The organism is Lentzea cavernae, from assembly GCF_014653695.1.
GTDB lineage: Bacteria > Actinomycetota > Actinomycetes > Mycobacteriales > Pseudonocardiaceae > Lentzea > Lentzea cavernae.
In genome coordinates this window covers 360,529-385,599 of sequence record NZ_BNAR01000007.1, presented here as the reverse complement: position 1 = coordinate 385,599, position 25,071 = coordinate 360,529, and the positions used below count along the sequence as shown (strand labels likewise).

The 25,071-nt window shown below is 69.5% G+C and carries 27 protein-coding genes; 17 read left to right on the top strand and 10 right to left on the bottom strand.

Annotated features, from left to right (window positions below; all coding sequences use genetic code 11):
- The first annotated feature begins 130 nt into the window (after positions 1-130).
- Genes IE307_RS24780 through IE307_RS24770 form a run of 3 tightly spaced genes read left to right on the top strand, consistent with a single transcriptional unit; the run spans position 131 to position 4,865 of the window.
- Positions 131-2,260 (top strand): bifunctional diguanylate cyclase/phosphohydrolase, encoded by a 2,130-nt coding sequence (locus IE307_RS24780; protein WP_229905026.1) that lies wholly within the window; start codon positions 131-133, stop codon positions 2,258-2,260.
- A 27-nt stretch (positions 2,261-2,287) separates the two neighbouring features.
- On the top strand, positions 2,288-4,261 hold the full coding sequence (locus tag IE307_RS24775) for an APC family permease (protein WP_191301586.1): 1,974 nt from the start codon (positions 2,288-2,290) through the stop codon (positions 4,259-4,261).
- A 52-nt stretch (positions 4,262-4,313) separates the two neighbouring features.
- Positions 4,314-4,865: a hypothetical protein gene (locus IE307_RS24770; RefSeq protein WP_191301584.1), complete on the top strand. Its 552-nt coding sequence runs from the start codon at positions 4,314-4,316 to the stop codon at positions 4,863-4,865.
- 60 nt (positions 4,866-4,925) lie between these two features.
- On the opposite strand, the gene pip is transcribed toward IE307_RS24770, so the two are convergent.
- The 3 genes from pip to IE307_RS24755 form a co-directional block, all read right to left on the bottom strand.
- The gene (pip, locus tag IE307_RS24765) at positions 4,926-5,873 is read right to left on the bottom strand and encodes a prolyl aminopeptidase (RefSeq protein ID WP_191301582.1); all 948 of its coding nucleotides are present in this window, start codon (positions 5,871-5,873) and stop codon (positions 4,926-4,928) included.
- A gap of 119 nt (positions 5,874-5,992) precedes the next feature.
- Positions 5,993-6,532 carry a DUF305 domain-containing protein gene (locus IE307_RS24760; protein WP_191301580.1) on the bottom strand — a complete coding sequence of 180 codons (540 nt, stop codon included), beginning with the start codon at positions 6,530-6,532 and terminating at the stop codon, positions 5,993-5,995.
- Positions 6,533-6,613: 81 nt separating this feature from the next.
- A complete protein-coding gene (locus tag IE307_RS24755; protein ID WP_191301578.1) occupies positions 6,614-7,096 on the bottom strand; it encodes a hypothetical protein in 483 nt (160 codons plus the stop codon).
- A gap of 281 nt (positions 7,097-7,377) precedes the next feature.
- Between IE307_RS24755 and IE307_RS24750 the strand changes: the two genes are divergently transcribed.
- Both IE307_RS24750 and IE307_RS24745 read left to right on the top strand, forming a co-directional pair.
- On the top strand, positions 7,378-8,133 hold the full coding sequence (locus IE307_RS24750; RefSeq protein ID WP_191301576.1) for a lytic polysaccharide monooxygenase: 756 nt from the start codon (positions 7,378-7,380) through the stop codon (positions 8,131-8,133).
- A gap of 4 nt (positions 8,134-8,137) precedes the next feature.
- Positions 8,138-8,734 carry a DUF305 domain-containing protein gene (locus IE307_RS24745; RefSeq protein WP_191301574.1) on the top strand — a complete coding sequence of 199 codons (597 nt, stop codon included), beginning with the start codon at positions 8,138-8,140 and terminating at the stop codon, positions 8,732-8,734.
- Positions 8,735-8,794: 60 nt separating this feature from the next.
- On the opposite strand, the gene IE307_RS24740 is transcribed toward IE307_RS24745, so the two are convergent.
- On the bottom strand, positions 8,795-11,392 hold the full coding sequence (locus tag IE307_RS24740; RefSeq protein WP_191301572.1) for an ATP-binding protein: 2,598 nt from the start codon (positions 11,390-11,392) through the stop codon (positions 8,795-8,797).
- Positions 11,393-11,396: 4 nt separating this feature from the next.
- Positions 11,397-12,158, bottom strand: a complete 762-nt coding sequence (locus tag IE307_RS24735; protein WP_191301570.1) for an AraC family transcriptional regulator — start codon at positions 12,156-12,158, stop codon at positions 11,397-11,399.
- A 50-nt stretch (positions 12,159-12,208) separates the two neighbouring features.
- Between IE307_RS24735 and IE307_RS24730 the strand changes: the two genes are divergently transcribed.
- From IE307_RS24730 to IE307_RS24720, 3 genes are read left to right on the top strand one after another with little or no spacing between them, the layout of a single operon-like run.
- On the top strand, positions 12,209-12,607 hold the full coding sequence (locus IE307_RS24730) for a DUF2000 domain-containing protein (protein WP_191301568.1): 399 nt from the start codon (positions 12,209-12,211) through the stop codon (positions 12,605-12,607).
- Positions 12,608-12,631: 24 nt separating this feature from the next.
- Positions 12,632-13,219: a Pr6Pr family membrane protein gene (locus IE307_RS24725; protein ID WP_229905025.1), complete on the top strand. Its 588-nt coding sequence runs from the start codon at positions 12,632-12,634 to the stop codon at positions 13,217-13,219.
- Between the two features lie 18 nt (positions 13,220-13,237).
- The gene (locus tag IE307_RS24720; protein WP_191301566.1) at positions 13,238-14,443 is read left to right on the top strand and encodes an MFS transporter; all 1,206 of its coding nucleotides are present in this window, start codon (positions 13,238-13,240) and stop codon (positions 14,441-14,443) included.
- Here IE307_RS24720 and IE307_RS24715 read toward each other — a convergent pair.
- Positions 14,353-15,174 (bottom strand): alpha/beta fold hydrolase, encoded by an 822-nt coding sequence (locus IE307_RS24715; protein WP_191301564.1) that lies wholly within the window; start codon positions 15,172-15,174, stop codon positions 14,353-14,355. The two genes, IE307_RS24720 and IE307_RS24715, sit on opposite strands and share 91 nt — an antisense overlap.
- Positions 15,171-15,854: an SRPBCC family protein gene (locus IE307_RS24710; protein WP_191301562.1), complete on the bottom strand. Its 684-nt coding sequence runs from the start codon at positions 15,852-15,854 to the stop codon at positions 15,171-15,173. Before IE307_RS24710 ends, IE307_RS24715 begins: the two co-directional genes overlap by 4 nt.
- Positions 15,855-16,005: 151 nt before the next feature.
- Between IE307_RS24710 and IE307_RS24705 the strand changes: the two genes are divergently transcribed.
- Positions 16,006-16,155: a hypothetical protein gene (locus IE307_RS24705; RefSeq protein WP_191301560.1), complete on the top strand. Its 150-nt coding sequence runs from the start codon at positions 16,006-16,008 to the stop codon at positions 16,153-16,155.
- On the opposite strand, the gene IE307_RS24700 is transcribed toward IE307_RS24705, so the two are convergent.
- Complete coding sequence (locus IE307_RS24700) at positions 16,143-16,367, bottom strand: zinc-ribbon domain-containing protein (RefSeq protein ID WP_191301558.1); 225 nt, start codon at positions 16,365-16,367, stop codon at positions 16,143-16,145. The genes IE307_RS24705 and IE307_RS24700 overlap by 13 nt on opposite strands.
- Before the next feature lie 84 nt (positions 16,368-16,451).
- Between IE307_RS24700 and IE307_RS24695 the strand changes: the two genes are divergently transcribed.
- From IE307_RS24695 to IE307_RS24665, 7 genes are read left to right on the top strand one after another with little or no spacing between them, the layout of a single operon-like run.
- Positions 16,452-16,952 (top strand): GNAT family N-acetyltransferase, encoded by a 501-nt coding sequence (locus IE307_RS24695; RefSeq protein WP_229905024.1) that lies wholly within the window; start codon positions 16,452-16,454, stop codon positions 16,950-16,952.
- Between the two features lie 36 nt (positions 16,953-16,988).
- Positions 16,989-17,579, top strand: coding sequence for a nucleotidyltransferase family protein (locus IE307_RS24690; RefSeq protein ID WP_191301554.1), 591 nt, complete (start codon positions 16,989-16,991; stop codon positions 17,577-17,579).
- Positions 17,580-17,583: 4 nt separating this feature from the next.
- Positions 17,584-17,790: a BON domain-containing protein gene (locus IE307_RS24685; protein ID WP_308436395.1), complete on the top strand. Its 207-nt coding sequence runs from the start codon at positions 17,584-17,586 to the stop codon at positions 17,788-17,790.
- The gene (locus IE307_RS24680) at positions 17,787-18,509 is read left to right on the top strand and encodes a metallophosphoesterase family protein (protein WP_191301549.1); all 723 of its coding nucleotides are present in this window, start codon (positions 17,787-17,789) and stop codon (positions 18,507-18,509) included. The genes IE307_RS24685 and IE307_RS24680 overlap by 4 nt, the downstream gene beginning before the upstream one ends.
- Positions 18,506-20,263 (top strand): thiamine pyrophosphate-requiring protein, encoded by a 1,758-nt coding sequence (locus tag IE307_RS24675; protein WP_191301547.1) that lies wholly within the window; start codon positions 18,506-18,508, stop codon positions 20,261-20,263. The genes IE307_RS24680 and IE307_RS24675 overlap by 4 nt, the downstream gene beginning before the upstream one ends.
- Positions 20,260-21,210, top strand: a complete 951-nt coding sequence (locus IE307_RS24670) for a TIGR03557 family F420-dependent LLM class oxidoreductase (protein ID WP_191301546.1) — start codon at positions 20,260-20,262, stop codon at positions 21,208-21,210. Before IE307_RS24675 ends, IE307_RS24670 begins: the two co-directional genes overlap by 4 nt.
- A gap of 58 nt (positions 21,211-21,268) precedes the next feature.
- Positions 21,269-21,664, top strand: coding sequence for a hypothetical protein (locus IE307_RS24665; protein WP_191301544.1), 396 nt, complete (start codon positions 21,269-21,271; stop codon positions 21,662-21,664).
- A 78-nt stretch (positions 21,665-21,742) separates the two neighbouring features.
- Here IE307_RS24665 and tuf read toward each other — a convergent pair whose 3' ends face one another.
- Together tuf and IE307_RS24655 are read right to left on the bottom strand one after the other, a co-directional pair.
- Positions 21,743-22,924, bottom strand: coding sequence for an elongation factor Tu (tuf, locus tag IE307_RS24660; RefSeq protein ID WP_191301542.1), 1,182 nt, complete (start codon positions 22,922-22,924; stop codon positions 21,743-21,745).
- Positions 22,925-23,134: 210 nt separating this feature from the next.
- Positions 23,135-24,004, bottom strand: coding sequence for a LysR family transcriptional regulator (locus IE307_RS24655; RefSeq protein ID WP_191301539.1), 870 nt, complete (start codon positions 24,002-24,004; stop codon positions 23,135-23,137).
- 70 nt (positions 24,005-24,074) lie between these two features.
- Between IE307_RS24655 and IE307_RS24650 the strand changes: the two genes are divergently transcribed.
- Complete coding sequence (locus IE307_RS24650; RefSeq protein ID WP_191301537.1) at positions 24,075-25,070, top strand: FAD-binding protein; 996 nt, start codon at positions 24,075-24,077, stop codon at positions 25,068-25,070.
- The last annotated feature ends 1 nt before the right edge of the window (position 25,071 follow it).

Genomic DNA, 25,071 nt, shown 5'->3' with positions numbered 1-25,071 from the left:
AACAGAACCGGGATTTGCGGTAACGTCAGTAATGGTGGGTCACCTCATTGGAGTAACGACGGTGCCGCGATCATCCCAAGTCGGGCATCATCACCTGGCTCGACCAATGTCGTAGAACGAGGGGTCTCGTGTGACCGTCTTCCGTGCCGGCAGCACCGGAGCGTGGTGGATGTACCTGGTGGCGGGTCACCTGCTGCTGGGCGTCTACTACCTGATTCCGGTCAGTCCCGCGGGAACGACGGGGCAAACGGTACGCGTGGTGCTCTACTGCACCATCAGCGCGTCGGCGGCGATCGCGACATTCGCCGGTGTCAAGCGCAACCGCCCCCAATGGAGGCGGCCATGGGTGTTCCTCGCACTCAGTCAGGTCGTTTACGCGATCGCGGACCTGACGTTCTACGCATCGCACTACATCTTCGAGCACACGGTTTACCCGTCCTACGCGGACATCTTCTACCTCGGTCATTACCCGTTGATGGTCGCGGGCGTGATCCTGCTGATCCGCAGGCGCACACCGGGCCTCGACCTGCCGAGCCTGCTCGACGCCGCGGTGCTCGCGGTCGTGGCCGGCATGGCGTCCTGGCTCTACGTCATCGGCCCGCAGGCGCGGCTCACGTCACCGGTCCTGGTGAAGATCGCGTCGCTCGGCTTCCCGATGATGGACCTGGCGCTGTTCGTGGTGGCGCTGCGGCTGATCTTCGGGGCGGGCCCGCGCCCGCGCGCGTTCGTCCTGCTGACGTGCAACCTGCTGGGCATCCTGACGGCGGACACGATCTACGTGCTGCAACGCCTCGACGGCACCTACCACGCGGGCAACTTCCTCGACGCCATCTGGTTGTCGGCGAACCTGTGCATCGGCGCGGCGGCGCTGCACCCGACGATGGCGCGCCTGGTCGACCGCGCGCACGTCAAGGACGTCGGCCTGAGCCGCGGCCGGATCGTCGCGCTGTGCTCGGCCGCCCTCGCCGCGCCGGTGCTGATGCTGGTGCACGACGTCGGCCAGTCGTCGCAGGACGTCCTGGTGATCGCCGCCGGCAGCGGGCTGCTGTCGTTGCTGATCATCGCGAGGCTCGCGGGTCTCGTCGCGGACCAGCGCAAGCTCGCGATCACCGACAGCCTCACCGGCCTGCACACCCGCAGGTTCTTCGAGGCCCAGCTGCCGCTGGAGATCTCGCGCGCCCGGCGCAACGACGGGTTCGTCGCGGTGTTCATCATCGACGTCGACCGCTTCAAGTCGATCAACGACAACTACGGCCACCCCGCTGGCGACGACGTGCTGATGGAGGTCGCGGCACGGCTGCGCGCGGCGTCGCGGGCCGGCGAGGTGCTCGCCCGGTACGGCGGCGAGGAGTTCGCGCTGCTCGTCCCGGACGCCGGTCCCAGCAGGCTGTCGGTGATCGCGAACCGGCTGCGCGAACGCGTGGCGGAGAAGCCGATCCCGGTCAACGCGGGCAACGACGACATCCCGTTGTCCGTCACGGTGTCGGTCGGCTCGGCGAGCTTCCCGACCCACGGCGACGGCCCCGACGAGGTCGTCGTCATCGCGGACCGCGCGCTGTACGCGGCCAAGGCGGCGGGGCGCAACAGGATCGCGGTCGGCCCCGAGCCGCTGCCCGCGGTCGACCCGGACACCGACGGCGCGATGGCGGAGTTCCTCTGCCAGGTCGCCGACAGGGTGGACGGGTGGCTGCACCGCTACGACCACAGCCGTTCGGTGTCGCGCTGGGCCGGTGTGGCGGCGGCGGAGTTCGGGCTCGACGCGCCCACGATCAGGATCACCCAGCTCGCCGGCCGGCTGCACGACATCGGCAAGGTCATCATCCCCGAGGTCGTGCTGACCAAACCCGGCACGCTGTCGGAGGAGGAGTGGCGGCTGCTGCGCCAGCACCCCGACTTCGGCTACCGGCTCGCGCGGATGGTGCCGGGCTTCGCGGGCGTGGCGCACGTGATCAAGCAGCAGCACGAGCGGTACGACGGCACCGGCTACCCGGAGGGGCTGCGCGGCGCGGACATCCGTGCCGAGGCGCGGATCCTGTCCGTCTGCGTGGCGTGGGCGGCGATGCGGTCGAACCGTCCACACCAGACAGCACTGGACGAAAACCGTGCCAGGCGCGAACTCTGGTCAGGCCGGGGCGAACAGTTCGATCCGGACGTTGTGGACATGTTCCTCGACCTGCACACCCAGGGCAGCATCGGAATGTTGCGTCCGTCCGGATTGTCCATTCAGGAAGCGGGTTTCCCGGCGGACTTCCGACCTTGATGATCTGACGGTGGCATGCTCTGCGCCATGAGCACGGAGTACGCCGTCCCCGCCGAGGTCCCGAGCCCGGAGAGGCCGGCACCGCCCGGCGGGCCGCTGGGCAGGTGGCTGCTCGCGGACCGCGTGGCGCCGACCGGGCCGGAGAGCCACGAGTCGCACGCCGAGCCGCACCCGTGGTGGAAGGTCATGACGCTCACCGGCGTCGACTACTTCTCCACCCTGTCCTACCTTCCCGGCATCGCCGCTCTCGCCGCCGGCGCGCTGTCCCCGCTGGCGACGTTGCTCATCGTGGCCCTGACGCTGCTCGGCATGTTGCCGATGTACCGGCGGGTGGCGCGGGAGAGCCCGAACGGCCAGGGGTCCGTGGCGATGCTGGAGAACCTGCTGCCGTTCTGGCGCGGCAAGATCTTCGTGCTGGTGCTGCTGGGGTTCGTGGCGACGTCGTGGATCATCACGATCACGCTGTCCGCGGCCGACGCCTCGGTGCACGCGCTGGAGAACCCGTACGTGCCGGAGGCGTTGCACGGCACCGAGCTCTGGCTGACGATCGTGCTGCTGCTGATCCTCGGCGGGGTGTTCCTGATGGGCTTCAGCGAGGCCGTGGGCGTCGCGATCCCGTTGGTGGCGGTGTTCCTCGCCCTGAACGCCGTGGTGGCCGTGGTGGGGCTCGTGGACGTCTTCGCGACGCCGGACGCCCTCGACCGCTGGGTGGCGGCGCTGGGCGCGCACGGCGACGGCTTCCTCGGTGTCGTCGGACCGGCGGTCCTGGCCTTCCCGCTGCTGGTGCTCGGCCTGTCCGGCTTCGAGACGGGGGTGAGCATGATGCCGCTGGTCGCGGCCTCCGGCAAGACGCCGCAGGAGCGCCTCGAGAGCCGGGTGCGCAACACGCGCAAGCTGCTGACGACCGCCGCGTTGATCATGTCGGTGTACCTGGTCGCCACGTCGTTCATCACCACGGTGCTGGTGCCGCAGGACAAGTTCGCCCCCGGCGGCCCGGCGAACGGCCGTGCGCTGGCGTACCTGGCGCACGAACTGCTAGGCGAGGCGTTCGGCACGGTCTACGACATCAGCAGCATCCTGATCCTGTGGTTCGCCGGTGCCTCGGCGATGGCCGGTCTGATCAACATCGTGCCGCGCTACCTGCCCTCCTACGGCATGGCGCCGGAGTGGGGACGCGCCGTCCGTCCCGTCGTGATCGTCTACACGGTCATCTGCATCATCATCACGATCATCTTCAACGCCGACGTGAACGCGCAGGCCGGCGCCTACGCGACGGGCATCCTCGCGATGATGGTCTCCGGATCGTTCGCGGTGACGGTGTCGGCCTGGCGCAAGGGACAGCGCGGCGCGGGGATCGGGTTCACGTTGCTGACGCTGGTGCTGCTCTACGCGCTGGCGGAGAACGTCATCGAGAAGCCGGACGGCATCACGATCTCGTTCGGCTTCATCATCGGCATCGTGGTGATCTCGCTGGTGTCGCGGATCTCCCGCACGACCGAGCTGCGGGTCGACAGCATCAAGTTCGACGAGACCGCGCGGAAGTTCATCACCGACACGATCACCTACGACGACCGGATCACGCTGATCGCGAACCGCCGCCAGGCCGGTGACAAGGCGGAGTACGACGAGAAGGAGACCGAGCAGCGCGGCATCAACCCGGTGCCGGGCACGGCGGACGTGCTCTTCCTGGAGATCGACATCGTCGACCCGTCGGCGTTCAGCAACGTGCTGTGCGTGTCCGGCGTCGAGGTCGAGGGCCACCGCGTGCTGCGCGCCTCGGCCCCCGCCGCGCCCAACGCGATCGCGGCGATCCTGCTGGCGCTGCGCGACTCCACCGGCGTGATCCCGCACGCGCACTTCGAGTGGTCGGAGGGGAATCCGCTGGGACACCTCTTCCGCTACCTGATCCTCGGTCGCGGCGACACGCCCCCGGTCGTGCGCGAGATCATCCGCTCGGCCGAGTCGGACCCGGCCCGCCGGCCACGCGTGCACGTCGGGTAGCGCCCTGGGACAGCAGCGAAGCCGACCGGGCCGAGCGGCCTAGGCTGTGACCATGCTCCTGGTCCACGGCGGGGAAGCCGCAGCCGACGCACCCGTTCTGCGCACCGGTGGAGTCCCGCTGGTCCCGGACGGCTTCGCCTGGCCGCTGTGCCGCGAGTGCGGTGGGGCCATGCAGTTCCTCGCCCATCTGCCTCTCGAATTCGGGACGGTGGCGGTGTTCATGTGCCAGAACGACCCTGGCATGTGCGATTACTGGGACGCCGCCTCCGGCGCCAACCGTGCCCTTTTGTTCACCGATCCGCTCTCGGCAGCCGTCGTCCCCGCCGAGGGCGCGACGCTGCTCGGCGCGGTGACCGTCCTGCGTCCTCGCCCCGCCGAAGAGCGGGAGGAGGAGTCCGTCCTCGGGCGGCTGGGTGGCGAACCCGACTGGCTTCAACACGACGAGACGCCCGCTTGCCCGTCCTGCAGCACTCGCATGACGTTCACGGTCCAGCTCGAAGAGGGGCACGACTCCTCGACCGCGGCCAACTTCGGCGGCGGGGGCCTGGGTTACGTCTTCCACTGCCGGGCCTGCGGAAATGCCGCGTTCCTCTGGCAGCGTTGACGGCCGCTCCCGCGCAACGAGCTCCCGGCCGGAGCGTCACGCGACCCGTCGCCCAGCTCCCTAGCGGAACTTCTCGACGGCGGCGGCGATGGCCTCGTCCATGCTGTTGCCCTCCATGATGACGTGACCGGCGTCGTTCAGGATCACCAGTTCGGCGTCGGGCCACTTCTTCGCGACCTCCCACGCGGTGTACAGCGGCCCGCCGAAGTCGTTGCGGCCGTGGATCAGCACACCGGGGATGCCCCTGAGCCTGTCGAGGTTGTCGAAGATGTGGTCGGGCTCGAGGAACGCCTCGTTGCCCCAGTAGTGGCTGACGGTCCGTGCGAGCCGGTAGCGCGTGGCCGGGTCCTCGTAGCGGGTGCCGGTGAAGTCGTTGTCGCCGCCGGTGATCGTGGACAGGTTCCACTTGCTCCAGTCCCACGCGGCCTTCTCGCGGACCTCGGGATCCGGTGACTCCAGCAGCTTGCTGTAGGCCAGGGCCAGGTTGCCGTCACGGTCCTCTTCCAGAACGCCGTCGCGGAACGCGTCGAAGTGGTCCGGGTAGAAGAGGCCGAGGCCGCGGGTGATCCACGCGTGCTCTTCCGGACGGCTCGTGGTGACCGCGGGGATGATGATCTCGCTGACCCTGTTCGGGTGCTGGATCGCGTAGGCGAGGATCAGCGTGGAGCCCCAGGAACCGCCGATCAGCAGCCACCTGTCGATCCCGAGGTGCTCGCGGAGCTTCTCGGCGTCGTCGATCAGGTGCTGGGTGGTGTTGTGCTCCATGCCGGTGGCCGGGTCCGCCGCCGACGGGGTGCTGCGGCCGGCGCCGCGCTGGTCCCAGAGGACCAGGTTCCAGTGGGCGGGGTCGAAGTCCTCGCGCCACCTCGGGTGGGAGCCGGAGCCCGGGCCGCCGTGGAAGACGCACGCCGGTTTGCCGTCCGGGTTGCCGCTGGCCTCCCAGTGGATCTGCTGGCCGTCGCCTACGTCGAGCATGCCCTGGGCGTAGGGCTCCACCTGTGGGTACATGAGCTGAGCCTATTGGGGCACAGCGGTTTGCCGTACCGGATTCAGGTCCGGACATGCCTGCACGTCCACTGCCCGGCGGCGGTGGACGTGTGTGTGGCAGAGCTGGTCCTGGTGCGGTGTCAGGACTTCTGCTTGGCGGCGATCTGGTCGAGCACCTCGGTCTGCGACACGATGATTTTGCCGGCCAGGGCCTTCGAGCCGATGTGCTCGCCCTTGGCCTGGGCGTCCTTCGCCATGTCCACGCCACTGCGGAGGTGGCGGGAGAGGGTGGCGAGGAACAGGTCGTCGTACTGCTTGCCCGTGGCGGACTTCAGCGCCTCGACGTCCTTGGCGGTCATCATGCCGGCCATCTTGTGCGCGGCGTTGGCGTCGTTGCCCGGCACCTGGATGTTCCAGCTGCGCAGGTACGTGGCCATCTGCTCGATCTCGCCGGCCTCGGCGGTGGCGATCTTGTCGGCCACGTCGATGACGAACTGGTCCTTGGACTTCGTCCTGGCGACCGTGGCGATGTCGATCGTCTGGTGGTGGTGCGGAATCATCCGCAACGAGAACGTCGCGTCCGCCTCGTTGGCCGCTGGTTCGCCCGAGCCGCCGCCGACCGATGAACAGCCCGTCAGCGCAACCAGCCCTAGCACGATGATGAGCAGACGCGCTCGCATCAAGCCTCCCGTCTCAGTTCCCTGCCGAGGGATACGGGTGGCCGATCTGTCCGGTTCAGTGAAACTTCTTGAACCTAAGCTTCACCCCAGCCTGTCGAGCTCCTCCACCACGCCGAAGACGACGTCGGGGTGGCCCAGCGGCAGTGGCGGCGGGATGCGGTCGTCAGGGGAGTCGGAGCTGCGCACGACCACGCGGGCGAACTCGTCGTGCACCTCCACCTCGGGGTCCACCAGCAGCACCGAGCGGACCAGGTCCTCGTGCCGTCGGACCAGGTCGAGCACGTCCGCCGCGATCGGGCCGCTGGTGACGACGTCGAGCACCGGCTTGACGTCGTCGCGGTGCATGGTCAGCACCTTGTCCACTGTGGACTGCCAGGTCGGCGCGGCCGGTACGCGCAGCCAGACGATCCGCAGGCGGTCCGTCAGATTCCGCCAGGTCGCGGGGATCTCGTTGTGCGGCGCCTCGCCGGCTGGATCGATCACGAGCACTGTCGGGGCCCCGGCGGGGCCGTCGGCCACGACGCCGGGACCGGACGTCCTGCTGGGCTCGTCGAATTCGCGCATGGGACTGGGTTACCCAGCCTGAGCGATTCGTACCGCTGGGCCGAGTGGTCTGCTCCAGTGACCCGAACGGCGGATGCCGATGCCGCCCGCGTGTGCGGAACTGTTGCTGGGAACCAGTTTTCGGCTCTTCGCCGATGATCACTTGACCACTTTCCGAAAGTCGGTTTATGGTCTAGACCACAGACCGACACTGGATCGGTGAGCGTCCCTGAAGCGCTCCCGGTTCCCGCCCCCTGCCTACGGGTCAACCCGTTTGGGAACGATCCAAGGAGTTCGGACGAATGAAACTCATGCGCAAAGCGGCGCTCGTCCTGGCCGCTGTCCCTGCAATCGTCTTCATCACGCCGGTCGGTTCGGCCAGCGCGCACGGATACATCTCGTCGCCGGCCAGCCGTGCGGCTCAGTGCGCCCAAGGGGCGCTCGGCGACACCTGTGGTCAAGCCAGGTACGAGCCGCAGAGCGCCGAGGGCCCCAAGGGCCTGAAGAACTGCAGCGGAGCGAACGGCGCCTTCCGCGAGCTCGACAACGACGCCCTGCCCTGGAAGGTCCACAACACCGGCAGCAGCCTGACGCTGACCTGGACCTTCACCGCGCGGCACGTCACACGCGACTACGAGTACTTCATCGGCGGCACGCGCGTCGGCTTCGTGTCCGGCAACAACGCGCAGCCGAGCAACCCGACCACGCACACGATCAACCTCGGCGGGTTCACCGGTCGCCAGAAGCTCTACGCGATCTGGAACATCGGCGACACGGTGAACGCGTTCTACTCGTGCATCGACCTCAACATCAACGGTGGTGGCACGACGAACCCGCCGCCCACCACCACGACCACCCGTCCCCCCACGACCACGAACCCGCCTGTCACCACGACGACGCAGCAACCGCCCGCCGGTGGCACGTGGGCGGCGAACACCTCCTACGCGGTCGGCTCGACCGTCACCTACGGCGGTTCGAGCTACCGCTGCCGTCAGGCGCACACCTCGCTGACCGGCTGGGAACCGCCGAACGTGGCGGCGCTGTGGGAGAAGGTCTGACCCGATGAAGCGCCTGGTGATCGCGGTCGCGGTCCTGGCGCTGGCGGGGTGCGGCGGAGAAGCGGTCGTGCCGGAGGGCCAAGGAGCCCACGGGCACGGCGCTTCTTCCGCCGCACCACCCGTTCCCGGCGCCAGTGCGAGGTTCAACGACGCGGACGTGACGTTCGTGCAGATGATGGTGGACCACCTGCAACTGGGCATCAGCCTCTCGCAGGTGGGGCTGGCGAAGGCGACCAGCCAGGAGGCGAAGGACCTCGCGGGCGCGATCGACGTGACCCAGCGCGAGGAGCTCACGATGCTCAAGTCGTGGCTGAAGCTGTGGGACAAGCCGGAAGGCGACGGCGCGAACCTGCACGTCGCCCACGGAGGTCAGCCACTGCTCGACGACAAGGTCATCAACGAGGCCAAGGACAAGAACGGCGCCGAGTTCGACATGAACTTCCTCAACCTGATGACCGGTCATCAGGGCGCCGGCGTCGAGATGGCCCTCGATGAGAAGAAGGACGGCATGAACCCGGAGACGACGGCGTACGCCGAGCGGGTCATCGCCACCAGGCAGGGCCAGATCCAGCAGATGCTGAAGATCATCAGCGGACCGTAGGCCCGCCCGAGTCGTTCACCGCGGAGGACCGAGGTCCTCCGCGGTGACCTGTCCGCGCGATCAGGCTCCCCGGCTCCGCAGCAGCTCCTCGAGCACCTCGTCGACCTGCTGCTTGGCCGCGGTGTGCATCCACCCGAACCCGAGCTCCCGCTGGGCGTCCCGCAGCAGCTCCTCCGCCCGCGCGGGATCACCTCTGCGCCAGGCGATCCTGGCGAGGCCCGCGTTCGCGAGTGCGCGGGTGGCTGCCAGGCCCGCCTGCGTCGCCTGCTCCAGCGCCTGCAGGTAGTCGCGTTCCGCCGCGGCCTCGTCGAGGTCGAGCAACCGGTCCCCGCGCCGTTGCCGGAACTCGGCGAGTTCTTCCTTCGCACCGAGTTCCGCCACGACGCGCAGCGCCTCGTCGGTCAGGGCGAGTGCTTCGACGGGGTCCTGGGTGAGGTTGGCCAGCACGTCGAGCACCTGCGCGGCACCCCAGCGCTCGCCCAGGTCCTGGAACCGCCGCAACGCCTCGCGGGACTGCTCGATCGCGAGCTCGCGGTTCCCGCGCGCGGCCCAGCCGGTGTAGGAGTTGCTGAACCCGATCAGGCCCTGGATCCACGGGTCGTCGCTGTGCTCGACCTCGTCCTGCAACGGGGTGCGCGGGGCGCCGGGGTCCGGCGGGCCGGTGAGCATCGCCCAGGCGATGAGCACGAACGGCTGGGTGATCGGTCCCTCCAACCGCGTCAGCACGGCCTGCACGCGTTCCGGCGCGGCGAGGGCCAGCAGGATCGCGTACCGCTCGGTGGTCTCCTCCTCGACGACGGAGAGCAGTTTCTCCGCTGTGCCGAGGACTTCGTTGCGACTGCCCTTCACGTACCAGTACCAGGACAGGTCGCTCACGAGCCGCAACGCCCGTTCCGGCTCGTGCTCGGCGGCCCAGGCGACGGCCTGCATCAGGTTCGCGTGCTCGGCGGTCAGCCGGGCGAACCACCGAACCTGATCCCGTTGGCGCAGTTCGGGATCCGCGCGGCGGGCGAGGTCGTGGAAGTACGCGGCGTGGGCGGCGTCGACGCGTTTGTGCTGCGAGCAGAACTCGCGGATGGTCTCCAGCATCCGGTAGCGGCCGTCACTCGCCTCCACCAGGGACTTGTCCACCAACGCGTCCAGCACCTCGACGTCGTGCCCGCACACCACCTCGACGGCCTCCAGGGTCGCCCCGCCGCTGAACGTGGCCAGGCAGGCGGCCAGGTCCCGCTCCTGCACGGACAGCAGGTCCCAGCTCCACTCCACGACCGCGCGCAGCGTTTGGTGGCGCGGTGCCGCGGCGCGGTTTCCCTTGGTGAGCAGGCGGAAGCGGTCGTTCAGGCGGTCCGCGATCTCCTCGGTGGTCAGCGTGCGGGTGCGGGCGGCGGCCAGTTCGATCGCCAGCGGCAGGCCGTCGAGCTCGCGGCAGATGTCGGTGGTGTGCCGGTCGAGCACGAACGCCGGGTTGACCAGGCGGGCGCGGTCGGCGAACAGCGCCACGCTCTGCTCGGGGTCGAGCGGCGGCACCGGGCACAGCGTCTCGCCGGTGATGCCGAGCGCTTCCCGGCTCGTGGCGAGGATGCGCAGCGACGGGCACGTGCTGAGCAGGTGCCCGGCCAGCCGGGCGGCCTGGACGACCAGGTGTTCGCAGTTGTCCAGGATCAGCAACGCCGAGCGCTCGCGCAGGGCCAGCGTCAGGCGGTCCTCCGGCTCCAGCACGGTTTCCTTGAGCCCCAGCGCCTGCAGGGTCGCCGCCGCGACGTCCTTGGCCGGGGCCAGGTCGACGAAGATCGCACCGGGACCGGCGGCCTGCAGCGCGAGCCTGGTCTTGCCCGCGCCGCCGGGACCGGTGAGCGTGACGAGCCGGGACGTCAGCGCCGCGATCCGCCGCAGTTCCTCCTGCCTGCCGACGAACGTCGTCAGCTGGGCTGGGAGCTCGCGGTGGGTCTGGCCGCGCAGGACCTGCAGGTGCACCGCGCGCAGTTCGGGTGACGGGTCGGTGCCGAGTTCGTCGGCCAGCACCGCGCGGGCGTCCTCGAAGGCCTGCAGCGCCTCGGCTTGACGCCCCTGCTGGTTCAGCGCCTGCATCAGGTACCCGCGCAGGCGTTCGTCCAGCGGGTTCTGCCGCACCAGGTCCTGGACCTGCGCGACATCGGCCTTGCCGAGCCGGATCCGCGCGGCGACCAGGGAGCCGAGAGCAGCAGACCGTTGCTGCTCCAGGCGAGTCGCGTGGCCGTCCAGCGCGACGTCGGCGAGCGCCGGCCCGCGCCAGAGCCGCAGTGCTTCGGACAGAAGGGATTCCGCCGCCTGCGGGTCGCCCTGCTCCAACGCCCGCCGGCCGTCCGCCGCCAGCGCCGCGAACCGGTGCGCGTCGACCTCCCGCTCGGGCAACGCCAGGCGGTACCCGGCCGGGTGGAACTCGATCAGGGACGCGTCGCCGAGCGCTCGGCGCAGCCGGGAAACCTGGCCCTGCAAGGCGTTCGCGGCGTCCGCCGGTGGAGTGGAGCCGTAGAGCTCGTCGACCAGCCGGTCGAGCGGGACGATCTCGCCCACCCGGATCGCCAGCAACGCGAGCAGGGTGCGCGGCCGCGGGCCGCCCACCGCGATCCTGCCGTCCGGGGAGTGGGCCTCGACGGGCCCGAGAATGCCGACCTGCACGGTGTCAGCGTACGAACCGGCCGGGGCTCGTACCCAGGACACGGCGAAAATGGCGCGTGAGGTGCGACTGGTCGTGGAACCCGGCCAGCACCGCCACCTCCGCCGCGGACCGGCCCTCGACCAGGAGGCCGCGCGCGAGGTCCACCCGGCGGCCGGTCAGGTACCGGTGCGGCGGCAACCCGAACCGGCGGCTGAACGCCCGCACGAGGTGCGTGGGACTGGTCTGCAGTTCGAGAGCGGCCTCCGCGAGCGAGATCCCCGACGGCAGCGAGGCGTCGAGCAGCTGCCGCAACCGGTCGGCGAGCGTCGGATCCGCGTGCACGGCGGGAGTGGTGCCGGCGAAGTGGTGCGTCAGGCGTTCGGTGATCAGCGCGAGCCGCGACGACGCCTCGAGCGGCTCGTCCAGCGCGAGGTGCAGCTGGTGCACCCGGTGGCGGAGCAGGGGATCGGGCAGCATCGGCGTGTCGACGGCCTTGCCGATCAGGCCGGACGGCAGCACTGAGTCGTCCAGGTACAGCACGCGCTTGTGGAAGCCGGTCGGGAGCGCGGACCGCCCGTCGTGCGGCACGTGCGGCGGCAACAGCGTGACGCCGTCGACGAGCGCGCCGTGCTCGTGACGGTCCAGTTCGTACCGCACGGCTCCGGCGTCGAGCACCATCAACGTCCACGCGTCGTGCGTGTGCGCTGGGTAGACGTGCGTGGTGAACGACGCGTGGAAGACCTCCTTGATGCCCTCCACCGCCGGCCGCCATGCGGTGACGCTCATGTCAGGAACGTACAAGACGCGAAACCCGCACGCCCGCGATCGTGGAGCCCATGTTCGACACCAAGATCGCTGTGCTGTTGCGGGACGACCTGGCCGGGTGGCAGGCGCTGAACGTCACCGCCTTCCTCGTCAGCGGCCTGCCCGAGACCCTGCGCGGCGAGCCCTACGTCGACGCCGACGACGTCCGCTACCTGGCGATGTTCGGCCAGCCCGTCGTGGTCCTGCAGGGCGACGCGGACCTGCTCAAGAAGGCCCACGGGCGTGCGCTGAACCGCGACCAGGTGATGACGATCTTCACCGCGGACCTGTTCGCGACCGGCAACGACGCCGACAACCGCGCGGCCGTCCGCAAGGTGCACACGCAGGACCTCGACCTGGTCGGCATCGCGGTCCACGGCCAGAAGAACGCCGTCGACAAGATCTTCAAGGGCGCCCGGATGCACCCCTGACCGAACCGGGTTCTAATTCCCCACGTGATCAAGCTGCTCCGGATGGTCGTGTTCCTGCTGGTCCTTTCGGCCGAGGTCTACCTGGTGGTCGTGCTGGGGGACGGGTTCCGGCCGGCCGACCACTTCAGCTACTTCACGGTGCTCTCCAACGTCTTCGCGGCCGTGGTGGCGCTGCTGGGCGTGTTCAACCCGGTGTCGGCGCAGATCAGGGGCGCGGCGGTGCTCTACATGGGCACGACGGGGATCGTCTACTGGCTGCTGCTGCGGGGCATCGACGTGCAGACGCCCGCCTACGCGAACTGGGTGCTGCACACCGTCGTCCCGATCCTCGTGGTCGCGGAGTGGCTCCTGGCGCCGGAACGCACCAGGCGGGCGTGGGTCTGGCTGTCGTTCCCGCTCGCCTACCTGACCTACACGCTGGTCAGGGGCCCGATCGTGGACTGGTACCCGTACCCGTTCATGGATCCGCGCCGCAACGGCTACGGCGAGGTGCTGCTGAACTGCCTGGTCGTCGCCGTGGTCTTCGTCCTGCTGGCGTTCGCGGTGTCGTGGGCCGGCACGAAATTGGCCCAGAAACGAACCCGTTCGTTGTCCCACAGTCAGGGCCAATAGTCGCCTTACGGTCGGAGCATGACCAGGCGACTCGCGTACGCACAGCTGACGAACTCGATCGGTGACGGCGGTTTCCTCGTCGTCTCGGCGCTCTACTTCACGCAGGTCGTCGGCCTGAGCGCGGCGAGGGTCGGCCTCGCGCTGACCCTCGCCTGGGGCGTCGGCGCGGTCGCCGGGGTCGCGCTGGGGCATCTCGCCGACCGCTGGGGGCCGCGCACCACCGCCGTCGTGCTGGCGTTCGCCACCGCCGCCAGCATCGCGATCCTGCTCCTGACCCGGAACTTCGCCGCGTTCGTGCTGGTCATGTGCCTGTACGCGAGCTTCCAGAGCGGGCTGCAGGCGTCCCGGCAGGCACTCCTCGCGGGCCTCACCACGCCGGACGAACGCACCCGGGCCCGTGCGCGGATCCAGTCCACGGCCAACGCGGGCATCGCGATCGGGGCGGCAGCGGGCGGGTTCGCGCTGCACCTCGGCACAGAGGCCGCCTACACGGCCGTGTTCGTGCTCGACGTCGTGGCGTTCCTCGCGGCGGCGGCGATCCTGAGCACGCTGCCGGAGACCGTGATGTCGAGGACCAAGGGCAGGTTCGACGTCCTGAAGGACCGCCCGTACGCCCTGATCACGGTGATCAACGCCGTGATGCTGCTCTACATGCCGCTGCTGAGCCTGATCATCCCGCTGTGGATCGTGCAGCGGACCGGGGCGCCGACGTGGCTCGCGGCCGCGTTGCTGGTGCTCAACACCGCGGCCGTCGTCCTGTTCCAGGTCCGGATCGCCCGGCGCGCCACGGGCCTGGACGAGGCGTCGAAGCTCGTGAAGCACGCCGGGCTGATCATGTTCGCGTCCTGCGCGGTGTTCGCCACCACGGCGTTCGGCCTCGGCGCCTGGCCCGCGGCGGCGTTGCTGGTCGCGGCCGCCGCGCTGCAGGTGCTCGGCGAGATGATGCTCGCCTCCGGGGCGTGGGAGATCAGCTTCTCCCTCGCCCCCGCCGACCGGCAGGGCCAGTACCAGGGCTTCTTCGCGACGGGCACGGCCGTCGCGCGCATGGTCGGCCCCGCCCTGCTCACCACCGTCGTGCTCGGGTGGGGAGCGGTCGGCTGGGCGCTGGTCGGCGGGCTGTTCGTCGTGGCCGGTTACGCGATGGGACCGGCGGTGCGCTGGGCCCGCGAGAAGAACTCGACGAGCTCCGGCGCCATGACCGACGGCTTGTACATGTGCGTCTGACCGGGCAGCGTCCTGTGGTCCGCCCCCACCACCTCCGCGACGTTCTTCATGGCGTTGCGGAGGTACTCGGGGCTCTTGCCGCCGTCCATCGCGAGCGTCGGCACCTTGACGTTCCAGCGGTCGGTGGGCAGGGGCGTCCCGCGGCCGTCGTCGCCGAGGATGCGCAGGTCCCACGGCAGCGTGTGCGCGACCGGCTTCAGCTTCTTCCACACGGGCGTCAGCTTCATCACCGCGAGACCGATGCCGGGCACGCCGACCATCTTCATGAACGTCGAGAGCATCCCGGAGCGGTCGCCGCGGGCGAGCATGTCGTCCATCCGCCGGACGATGTCGGCCGGGCGCGGCTCGTACGTGCCGTCCACGACGAACGGCACCTCGTAGATCGCGAGCCGGGAGATGCCCGGCAGCCGTGACGCGGCCTCGAGGGCCAGCACCGCGCCCGAGGAGACGCCGAAGACGAACGCGCTGCCGCCGGCCTCCCTGATCACCGCGTCGACGTCCTCGACCTCGCGCTCCAGCGACCACGGCGTCGCGCCGTCCCCGGTCTCGCCGCGGCCGCGCCGGTCGTAGGTGTGCACCGTGAAGTTCTTGTCCAGCACGGACGCGAGCTCGGTGGTCGGGCCGAACATGCGGTGGCACATGGCGCCGTCCACGATGACCAGCGCCGGCCCGGAACCGGTGATCGAGTAGGCGATCTCGGTGCCGTCGGCGGAAGTCGTGAAGCGGGTCATTTCGTCTCTCCCAGGGTGGTGTCGAGGAACTCCTGCCAGTCCTGCTCGGACTCGTCGCCCTCGAAGACGTGGTGTGCGGCGATCATCGGGCCGTGGAAGCCGCGCATGAAGCGGTACATGCCCCGGTCGGTGCGCAGGGCGAGCGTGTGGGCGTTGCGGTGGAACTCGACGGCGTCCGGCAGCCTCTCGGCCAGCGCCGCGTCGAGCTCCTTCCAGGCCTCGTCCCAGTCGGTGATCATCGGCCCGAAGACCGTGAGCGGACGGGCCGTGCGGCCGGCGAAGTGCGTCAGGTACTCCTGCAGCGTGCGGCGGAACAGCGCGCCGCCCAGCGTCATCGCCTCGAACTCGTCGGCCCAGTCGTCGCCGGGCAGGAAGCCGCTCGTGACCATCCGCAGCACGGTGCTGCTCTGCTCGCGGGCCTCGACGAGGAACTCGTAGGCGATGAACCGGCCGTCGGGCGCCTTGCCGCTGTCGTGCGCGAAGTGGCGCAGAGGATCGGACGCGGTGACCTCACTCGTCGGCTCGTACCCGCCGAAGGCCATCTTGACCTGGCCGTTCGCGACCTCGTTGCGGCCCATGAACCACGAGTCGATGCCCGGCCCCGTCGCGATGGCCGTCCAGACGTCCTCGACGGACGCCGGCACCTCGATCTCGTCGGTGCTCGTGAACTCGTGCCCCATCGGTTCTCCCTCTCCGGTGCGTGAATGGTGCCATCCTGCTCCCGACAATTCTCTTCGTCAAGACAGTGGAGCTAGTCTTGACAAAAAATCTTGTCGGAAGCATCGCCGGAGGTGCTCCGGTGCGCGTCGATTCCGCGCGTAGGCTCGGAAGATGGCCGGTGGTGAAGAGCGCCTGGAGCTGGACCTCGACCGCGTTCCCGAGGCCGAACCGGCCTGCCTGCTCGAACTGGTCTGCCCGGAGTGCGGGCGCGTCACCACCGACGAGCACGCGCCCGGATGCGAGGCCTGTCAGACGAGCTGATGCGCGTGCATCTTGCTGATGTCGTAGGAGACACCGCAGAACGTGCACTGCAGCCCGTACTTGCTGCTGATCGTGAACAGCGGGATGAAGAAGATGGTCGGCTTCGTGTAGCGCCGGAACAGGTTGTGCGCCGACTGGTGGTGGCAGTGCCCGCACACCAGCGTCAGCATCCGGATCTGCTCGATCGTCGTCCGCCAGCCGAAAATGACCATCTGCTCTCCTTCGCCCGTTGTTCTTCTGACGTGCGGGATGCCCCCTGAGTTGCGGCCCGACGCCCGAATTCGGAAGGTGGGGTGGTGGACACCCTGCTGCGGCCCTGGAACCTCGACGACGCACCGGTGGTCTTGGCCGCGGCGGGGGAGGACATGATGGCGCGCCAGTTCACCACCCCGGTCGGCTCGCTCGCCGAAGCACAGGACTGGATCGCGTTGCTCGCGGCCCGCCGTGACGAGGACACCGCCTATTCGTTCGCCGTGCTGCACGAGGGCGTGCCCGTGGGCAACGTCGCCGTCTCCAGCGTCGAACGCCGTCACCTCACCGGGTGGATCTCCTACTGGGTGCGCGAGGAGGCGCGGGGCAAGGGACTCGCGACCAAGGCCTGTCAGGCGGTCAGCGAGTTCGCGTTCGACGAGCTCGGCCTGTTCCGCCTGGAGCTCGCGCACCGCTTGGACAACCCCGCCTCCTGCCGCGTCGCGCTCGGGGCCGGGTTCCTCGTCGAAGGTGTCGAAAGGGCGCGGCTGCTCCACGACGGAGTCCGCTACGACACCGAGACCCACGCCCGACTCGCCACGGACTGAGGTTCACGAAGCGATCAGCCGGGTAACCGGGAGCGCATGAGCGACGTGCAGGCCGAACTGCTGCTGACCTTGACCAAGGTCGCCAAGGTCTTACGTGGAGCGGAGATCCCGTTCGCCCTGACCGGTGGTTGCGCCGGTTATGCGCGAGGAGGACCCGTGAGTGAGCACGACGTCGACCTCCTGGTGAAGGAGGAGGACGTCAACGAGGCCGTGCGAGTGCTGGTGGAGGCGGGACTGCGTGGTGCGGAACCGCCGGAGGACTGGCTGCTGAAGGTCTACGACGGCGACTCGCTGGTGGACCTGCTGTTCCGGCCCAACGAGCGGCCGGTGACCGACGAGGTCCTCGCGATGGCCGAGGAGATGCCCGTCGGTTCGGTGCTGCTGCCGGTGATGCCGGCGACGTTCGTGCTGAGCAGCAAGCTGCTCGTGCTGGACGGGCACCGCTGCGACTTCAGCGAGCTGCTGCCGTTCGCACGGGCGTTGCGGGAACAGATCGACTGGGGCCAGGTGCGCGAGGAGACCAAGCACTCCCCTTACGCGGAAGCGTTCCTGGTGCTCATCGAACGCCTGGACATCATCGGGAGGGGCCATGAGTTCCGAGCAGTACCTGGCGGCAAATCTGCGTAGGGCGGTGGCCGAGGACCCTCGGACCGCCGAGCTGGGCGTGCGCGTCACCGTGCGCGGTGATCACGTGATGCTCTCCGGAGACGTCGCCTGCGCAGACCGCCGCGCCGCGCTCGAGGAGGTCCTGCACGAGGCCGCCCCCGAGCTGAAGATCCTCAACGACGTGCGCGTGACACCTGCGGGCGAACCGGAGGGTGAGGAGGACCTGCGATGATCCGAGTCGCTGCGGTCGGGGACATCCACCTCGGCGAGGACATGCGCGGGCACCTGCGTCCGGCCTTGGAGAAGGTCGGCGAGCACGCCGACATCCTGTTGCTGGCGGGCGACCTGACCCGTCACGGCACGGTCGTCGAGGCCGAGGTGGTCGCGGACGAGTTCGCGGACCTGCCGGTGCCCGTCGTCGCCGTGCTGGGCAACCACGACCACCAGGACGACAAGCCGCTCGAAGTCACGAAGACCTTGGAGGACAAGGGCATCGTCGTGCTGGAAGGCACGACCTTCACCCACCGGGTCAACGGCTGCTCGATCGGCGTCGCGGGCGTGAAGGGGTTCGGCGGCGGGTTCGCGGGCAAGTGCGGCAGCGCGTTCGGCGAGCGCGAGATGAAAACGTTCATCCAGCACACCTGCGACATCGCCGAGAACCTCGACGGTGCTCTGTCCGAACTGGACACCGACATCAAGGTCGCGCTGACGCACTACGCGCCGGTGCCGGACACGTTGCGGGGCGAGCCGCCGGAGATCTACCCGTTCCTCGGCTCGTACCTGCTCGGCGAGGCCATCGACAAGAACGGCGCGCACCTCGCCGTCCACGGCCACGCGCACTTCGGCACCGAGCAGGGCCTGACGCCCGGCGGGGTGCGGGTGCGCAACGTCGCCCAGCCGATCATCCGTTCCGCCTACACGGTCTACGTGCTGGAAGGGAACTCCGGATGACCGTCGGGGACTTCGTGGTGCAACGCCTGCGCGACTGGGGCGTCAAGCAGGTGTTCGCGTACCCCGGCGACGGCATCAACGGGATCGTGGCGGCGTTCGGCAAGGCGGACAACGACCCGAAGTTCGTCCAGACCCGCCACGAGGAGATGGCCGCGCTCGCCGCCGTCGGTTTCGCCAAGTTCAGCGGTGACGTGGGCGTGTGCCTCGCGACCTCGGGACCGGGCGCGATCCACCTGCTCAACGGGCTGTACGACGCGAAGCTCGACCGCGTGCCGGTCGTCGCGATCGTCGGCCAGACCGCCCGCACCGCGCAGGGCGGCAGCTTCCAGCAGGAAGTCGACCTGCACTCGTTGTTCCGCGACGTCGCCTCGTTCCTGATCGACGTCACGGTGCCCGAGCAGCTGCCGAACGCGCTGGACCGGGCGATGCGCACGGCCCAGGCCGACCGCGCGCCCGCCGTGCTGATCATCCCGAACGACGTGCAGGAGCAGGACTACTCCCCGCCGAAGCACGAGTTCAAGTACATCCCGTCGAGCCCGCCGTCCCGTCCGCGCTCGACCGTCGTGCCCGCACTGGACGACGTCCGGCGCGCGGCGGAGGTGCTCAACAGCGGTGAGAAGGTCGCGATCCTGATCGGTCAGGGCGCGCGCGAGGCCGCCGAGGAGGTGCGCGCGGTCGCCGACCTGCTCGGGGCGGGCGTAGCGAAGGCGTTGCTGGGCAAGGACGTGCTGCCCGACGACCTGCCGTACGTGACGGGGTCGATCGGGCTGCTCGGCACCCGGCCGTCCTACGAGATGATGCGCGACTGCGACCGTTTGCTGATCGTCGGCTCCAACTTCCCGTACTCGCAGTTCCTGCCTGAGTACGGCAAGGCGCGCGGTGTGCAGATCGACGTCGACGGCCGGGCGATCGGCATGCGCTACCCGACCGAGGTCAACCTCGTCGGCGACGCGCGCGAGACGTTGCGCGCGCTGATCCCGTTGCTGGAGCAGAAGACCGACCGCTCGTGGCGGGAGACGATCGAGAAGAACGTCGAACGCTGGTGGGAGGTCCTCGATCGGCAGGCGCAGGTGCCCGCCGATCCCGTGAACCCGATGCGGATCGTCTCCGAGCTCTCGAAACGCCTGCCGCACAACGCGATCGTCACCGCTGACTCGGGTTCGGCGACGAACTGGTACGCCCGGCTGCTCAAGATCCGCGGCAACGTCCGGTCGTCGCTGTCCGGCACGCTCGCCACGATGGGCTGCGCCGTGCCGTACGCGTTGGGTGCCGCCTTCGCGCAGCCGAACCGGCCGCTGATCGCGTTGGTCGGGGATGGCGCGATGCAGATGAACGGCATGGCGGAGCTGTTGACGCTGCGGCGATACGGCATCCGGTGCGTGGTGTGCGTGTTCCACAACAATGACCTCAACCAGGTCACGTGGGAGCTGCGCGCGATGGGCGGAGCCCCGAAGTTCGAGGAGTCGCAGTCGCTCCCGGACATCTCCTACGCCTCCTTCGCGCGGTCGATCGGCCTGCAGGGCATCGAGATCAACGACCCGGCGCAGCTCGGCACGGCGTGGGAGACCGCACTCGCGTTCGACGGTTCGACCGTCCTCGACGTGCGCTGCGACCCGAACGTGCCGCCGATCCCGCCGCACGCGACGTTCGAGCAGATCAAGGACATGACCGAGGCCGTGCTGCGCGGCGACCCGGACGCGTGGGACTTCATGGCGCGCGGGCTCAAAACCAAGATCCAGGAGTTGCTGCCGTGAAACTGGGCTATTTCCTTTCGTCAGAAGAGCACGGGCCGCGCGAGCTGGTCCGCAACGCCCGCATGGCCCAGGAGCACGGCTTCGAGGCGCTGTGGATCTCCGACCACTTCCACCCGTGGAACGACGAACAGGGCCAGTCGCCGTTCGTCTGGGGCACGATCGGCGCGCTGTCCGAGGCCGTGACGCTGCCCATCACCACGGCCGTCACCTGCCCGACCGTCCGCATCCACCCGGCCGTCATCGCGCAGGCCGCCGCCACCGCGGCCGTGCAGACCGAGGGCAGGTTCGTGCTCGGCGTCGGCAGCGGCGAGGCCCTGAACGAGCACGTGCTGGGCGACCGCTGGCCGTCCGCGGACGTGCGGCTCGAGATGCTGGAGGAGGCTATCGGCCTCATCCGCACGCTGCACCAGGGCGACGAGGTCACCCACCACGGCAAGCACTACACCGTCGAGAACGCCCGCATCTACACCGTGCCCGAACGCCCGGTGCCGATCTACGTCTCCGCGTTCGGCCCGAAGGCGGTCAAGCTGGCGGCCCGCTGCGGCGACGGCTACGTGTGCGTCGGCCCGGCCGGCGACCTGGTGGAGAAGTACCGCGCCGAGGGCGGCCGCGGACCGGCGCAGAGCGGGCTCAAGGTGTGCTGGGCGGAGTCCGAAGAGGACGCTGTCGCGACCGCGCACCGCCTGTGGCCCAACGACGGCCTACCCGGCGAGCTCGCCCAGGTGCTGCCGACGCCCAAGCACTTCGAGCAGGCGTCCGAACTCGTCACGCCGGACATGATCCGCGACGCGATCCCGTGCGGCCCCGACCCCGAGAAGTACGCGGAGAAGGTCAGGGAGTTCGCCGAGGCCGGGTTCGACGAGGTCTACGTCCAGCAGATCGGGCCCGACCAGCAGGGGTTCTTCGAGTTCTGGGCCAAGCAGGTCGTGCCTCTGCTCGGGGTGTGACGCACTCGGTGAGCGACGGGTCCGGCTAGGATCGGCGGCATGACCAACCGAAAGGGCCATGCCGCGTAGGCGCCCCGTCCGCCAGCAGCGGACCAGTCCGACTCGTCCGATCTCCGGGATCTCCGCACCCGCGATGCGCGCCATCGCCGCGTTCGAACGAACCCACTTCGGCCCCGGCTCGACAGCCCGGGCGCTCACGACCTGGTCGAAGTTCGTGCACGGAACGATCCGCGCCATCAACGGCCCCGCACCCGACTCGTCGTCCTGTCCGTGCTGCGAGGACGACGGACCGGACGAGCACCGCACGATCCTGCGCCTCGCCCTGCACGCCTTGCCCGCTCAAGCCGCCCGTGAGCTGATGCTGCTCGTCCGGCCGCTCGACGAGCTCTACCTGTCCCGCTCGTATCCCAGACCCGACAACGCCGATCTGCGCGCCGAGTTGACTGTGGAATGACGAAAGCGTGGTGGGACAGGCATGTCCCACCACGCTTTCAAAGGCAGCGCGACCACCTTCTCGGGCCGTCGCCGCCGCCTAGGCGAGGATCTCGCCGACCGTGCCGGCACCCACGGTCTTGCCGCCCTCGCGGATCGCGAAGCCCAGCCCGGTGTCCATCGCCACCGCCTTGCCCAGCTCCACCACGACCTCGACGGTGTCACCTGGCAGGGCCAGCGTCCTGTCGAGCTCCACCACGCCGACGACGTCGCCGGTGCGGAAGTGGAACTGCGGGCGGTAGTTCGACGCGATACCGGTGTGCCTGCCGCCCTCGGCGTGCGAGAGCAGGTACACGGTCGCGCGGAACCGGGTGTGCGGTGCGACGCTGCCCGGCAGGGCCAGGACCTGGCCGCGCCGGACGTCGCCGCGCTTCACGCCGCGCAGCAGCACCGCGGCGTTGTCTCCCGCCTGGGCCTGCCGCATCGGCTTGCCGAACGTCTCGATGCCGGTGGCGACCGAGGTCACCGCCGAGCCGAGGCCGAGCACCTCGACCGTGTCGCCGACGCCGAGCACGCCCCGCTCCACCGCGCCGGTCACGACGGTGCCGCGACCGGTGATGGTCAGGACGTTCTCGATCGGCATCAGGAACGCGCCACTCAGATCCCGCTCCGGCACCGGCACGTGCGAGTCCACGGCGTCGAGCAACGACACCACGGACCGCACCCACTTCGGGTCGCCTTCCAGCGCGCGCAGGCCGGACACCCGCACGACCGGGGTGGCGTCGCCGTCGAAGCCGTACTGCGAGAGCAGGTCGCGGATCTCCAGCTCCACCAGGTCGAGCAGTTCCGGGTCGCTCACCGCGTCGGCCTTGTTCAGCGCCACCACCACGTACGGCACGCCCACGCGGTGCGCCAGCACCACGTGCTCGCGCGTCTGCGGCATCGTGCCGTCCTCCGCGGACACCACCAGGATCGCGCCGTCCAGCTGCGCCGCACCCGTGATCATGTTCTTCACGTAGTCGGCGTGGCCGGGCATGTCGACGTGCGCGTAGTGACGCGTCGGCGTCTCGTACTCGACGTGCGCGATGTTGATCGTGATGCCGCGGGCCAGCTCCTCGGGCGCCCGGTCGATCCGGTCGAACGCCGTGAAGATGGTGCCCGAGGGGTCCTTTTCGGACAGGACCTTGGTGATGGCCGCGGTCAGGGTGGTCTTGCCGTGGTCGACGTGACCCATGGTGCCGATGTTGAGGTGCGGCTTGGCGCGCACGAACTCTTGCTTCATTGCTACTAGTCCCTCAGGAATCACAGCTGGAGGTTCAGAACCGATGGACCGCTACGACCCTCCTCCAGTGGTCCTGAAGGATGGACTGGTGGAGGGTCAGAGTCGGGCGCCGGCCGGCTGTGCCAGAGCAACGGCGAGCGCGCACACAGGAACACCTGCGTACGTGTTGTGCTCAGCCGTCAGGAACATGCGGTGATCGTGACAGGCCCGCTAGATCGTTGTCACCTGGTTTTCCGCGAGCCCGATCAACGCCCGCGCGGCCGGGCTGTGCGGACCCTCCGCCCGCCACGCGAAGGCGAGCCTGCTGTGCGGCACGGGATCGGTGATCCGCACGGCGTGCAGGCCGGAGACCATCGACGACGCGAGGATCGCCGGACCGAGCCCGCGTTGCGCCAGCGTGATCACCATCGGCGGTGCGGACGCCTCGAACGCGATCCGCGGCCGCCGCGCACCGCAGGCCGCGTCCAGCGCCCCGCGCAGCCCGGTGCCCGGCGGCAGGCTGATCAATCCGCGCTCGAGCAACTCGTCCAGCGGAACGGACTCCCTGCCGTACCAGGGATCCGAAGAGGCGACGGCGGCCACGAGCGGTTCGTCGGCGAGCACCCGGACGGCCAGCCCCTCCGGCTCCGCACCCGCGTACCCGATCAGCGCGAAGTCCAGCAGACCGTCCACAAGGGACGAGATCAGCACGTCGGAGTTGGCCTCCGACAACGTGATCTCGACGCAGGGGAACGAGGAGTGGAACGACGACAGCAGCTCAGGCAGGTCCATGATCCCGCACGAGACGACCATCCCGACGCGCACGGCCCCGCGCACCAGCCCGGCCATCTCCTCCACGGTCCGCCGGGCCGACTCCACCGATCCCAGCGCCGCCCGCGCCCAGGGCAGCACCGCCGCGCCCACGTCGGTCAGCGTGACGGAGCGCCCCGACCGGTCCAGCAGGTCGTGGCCGAGTTCGCGCTCCAGCCGCCTGATCTGCGCGCTGATCCCCGGCTGCGCGACGTGCACCCGCTCCGCCGCCCGCGTGAAGGAGCCCTCCTCCACGACCGCGACGAAGTACTCCAGCTGCCGAAGCTCCATAACCAACGATTATAGGAGCCAGCACAACTAGATCTTGGACATATAGACACAGGCCAGCAACCCTGGAGACATGCAGATCTTCTACCCCGGAGACGCCGGCTACGACGACGAACGCAGCGGGTTCCAGACCGGACTCCGCCACGAGCCGCAGGTGATCTTCGCCGTGGAGACCGCGCAGGACGTCGAGGACGCCGTCGGCCACGCGGAGAGCCACGGCCTGGAGCACGCGGTCCAGGCGACCGGCCACGGCCTGACCACCGCCACGACCGGCGTCCTCATCTCCACCAGGCGCATGAACGCCGTCGAGATCGACACCGCGGCCGGCACCGCGAGGGCCGGGGCGGGCGCGGTGTGGCAGCAGGTGCTCGAGCAGGCCGCCCCGCACGGCCTCGCCCCGCTCAGCGGCGACGCGAGCGACGTCGGTGTCGTCGGCTACACGCTCGGCGGCGGGTTCAGCGTGCTGGCGAGGGAGTTCGGCTTCGCGAGCGATCGCGTCCGCAAGACGGAGGAGGTCGGTGACGTCGTCACCGCGCTCGAGTTCGAGCTCCTGCCGATCGACCAGGTGCACGCGGGCGAGATGTTCTTCGAGGTCCGGTACGCGCGGGAGGTGTTCGACGCGTTCCACACCTGGGACCTGCCCGGCCACGTCACTCCGGCTCTCACCACCCTCGGCGACGTCGTGCGCGTCACCTTCGCGAGCACGAAACCGTTCGACGTCGACCACCTCCGCGTCGCGCCCGTGCTCAAGGAGGAGTTCAGCGCGAAGCCGTTCGCCGAGGCCGCCGGCAAACCCCTGCCGCCGCACGCCTACCAGGGCGACAACGTGCTGCTGCAAGACCTGCCGCTGGACGCGCTGCAGCGCGCGAGGGAGATCGCCGCGAACTCCAGCGCCGAGATCTTCCTCGGCGTGCTCCCGCTCGGCGCTGCCCTCGGCACCGGGGCCACCCACCTGATCAAGCTCATCTCACCGCGGCTCGGTGTGGAAGAGCAGCACGAAGAGGTGTTCGAGGCGGTGCGGCCGTTCGTGGTCGGGCGGTCGCGGAACTTCCGGTACGCCGTACGCTGAA

Excerpts from the sequence above, each read along its gene's own strand:
- IE307_RS24665 (WP_191301544.1), top strand. The coding sequence starts at position 21,269 with ATGCCGCGTAGGCGCCCCGTCCGCCAGCAGCGGACCAGTCCGACTCGT.
- tuf (WP_191301542.1), bottom strand. The coding sequence starts at position 22,924 with ATGAAGCAAGAGTTCGTGCGCGCCAAGCCGCACCTCAACATCGGCACC.
- IE307_RS24735 (WP_191301570.1), bottom strand. The coding sequence starts at position 12,158 with ATGAGCGTCACCGCATGGCGGCCGGCGGTGGAGGGCATCAAGGAGGTC.
- IE307_RS24730 (WP_191301568.1), top strand. The coding sequence starts at position 12,209 with ATGTTCGACACCAAGATCGCTGTGCTGTTGCGGGACGACCTGGCCGGG.
- IE307_RS24770 (WP_191301584.1), top strand. The coding sequence starts at position 4,314 with ATGCTCCTGGTCCACGGCGGGGAAGCCGCAGCCGACGCACCCGTTCTG.
- IE307_RS24655 (WP_191301539.1), bottom strand. The coding sequence starts at position 24,004 with ATGGAGCTTCGGCAGCTGGAGTACTTCGTCGCGGTCGTGGAGGAGGGC.
- IE307_RS24750 (WP_191301576.1), top strand. The coding sequence starts at position 7,378 with ATGAAACTCATGCGCAAAGCGGCGCTCGTCCTGGCCGCTGTCCCTGCA.
- IE307_RS24690 (WP_191301554.1), top strand. The coding sequence starts at position 16,989 with ATGAGCGACGTGCAGGCCGAACTGCTGCTGACCTTGACCAAGGTCGCC.
- pip (WP_191301582.1), bottom strand. The coding sequence starts at position 5,873 with ATGTACCCACAGGTGGAGCCCTACGCCCAGGGCATGCTCGACGTAGGC.
- IE307_RS24680 (WP_191301549.1), top strand. The coding sequence starts at position 17,787 with ATGATCCGAGTCGCTGCGGTCGGGGACATCCACCTCGGCGAGGACATG.
- IE307_RS24755 (WP_191301578.1), bottom strand. The coding sequence starts at position 7,096 with ATGCGCGAATTCGACGAGCCCAGCAGGACGTCCGGTCCCGGCGTCGTG.
- IE307_RS24715 (WP_191301564.1), bottom strand. The coding sequence starts at position 15,174 with ATGACCCGCTTCACGACTTCCGCCGACGGCACCGAGATCGCCTACTCG.
- IE307_RS24745 (WP_191301574.1), top strand. The coding sequence starts at position 8,138 with ATGAAGCGCCTGGTGATCGCGGTCGCGGTCCTGGCGCTGGCGGGGTGC.
- IE307_RS24705 (WP_191301560.1), top strand. The coding sequence starts at position 16,006 with ATGGCCGGTGGTGAAGAGCGCCTGGAGCTGGACCTCGACCGCGTTCCC.
- IE307_RS24775 (WP_191301586.1), top strand. The coding sequence starts at position 2,288 with ATGAGCACGGAGTACGCCGTCCCCGCCGAGGTCCCGAGCCCGGAGAGG.
- IE307_RS24700 (WP_191301558.1), bottom strand. The coding sequence starts at position 16,367 with ATGGTCATTTTCGGCTGGCGGACGACGATCGAGCAGATCCGGATGCTG.
- IE307_RS24710 (WP_191301562.1), bottom strand. The coding sequence starts at position 15,854 with ATGGGGCACGAGTTCACGAGCACCGACGAGATCGAGGTGCCGGCGTCC.
- IE307_RS24760 (WP_191301580.1), bottom strand. The coding sequence starts at position 6,532 with ATGCGAGCGCGTCTGCTCATCATCGTGCTAGGGCTGGTTGCGCTGACG.
- IE307_RS24675 (WP_191301547.1), top strand. The coding sequence starts at position 18,506 with ATGACCGTCGGGGACTTCGTGGTGCAACGCCTGCGCGACTGGGGCGTC.
- IE307_RS24720 (WP_191301566.1), top strand. The coding sequence starts at position 13,238 with ATGACCAGGCGACTCGCGTACGCACAGCTGACGAACTCGATCGGTGAC.
- IE307_RS24650 (WP_191301537.1), top strand. The coding sequence starts at position 24,075 with ATGCAGATCTTCTACCCCGGAGACGCCGGCTACGACGACGAACGCAGC.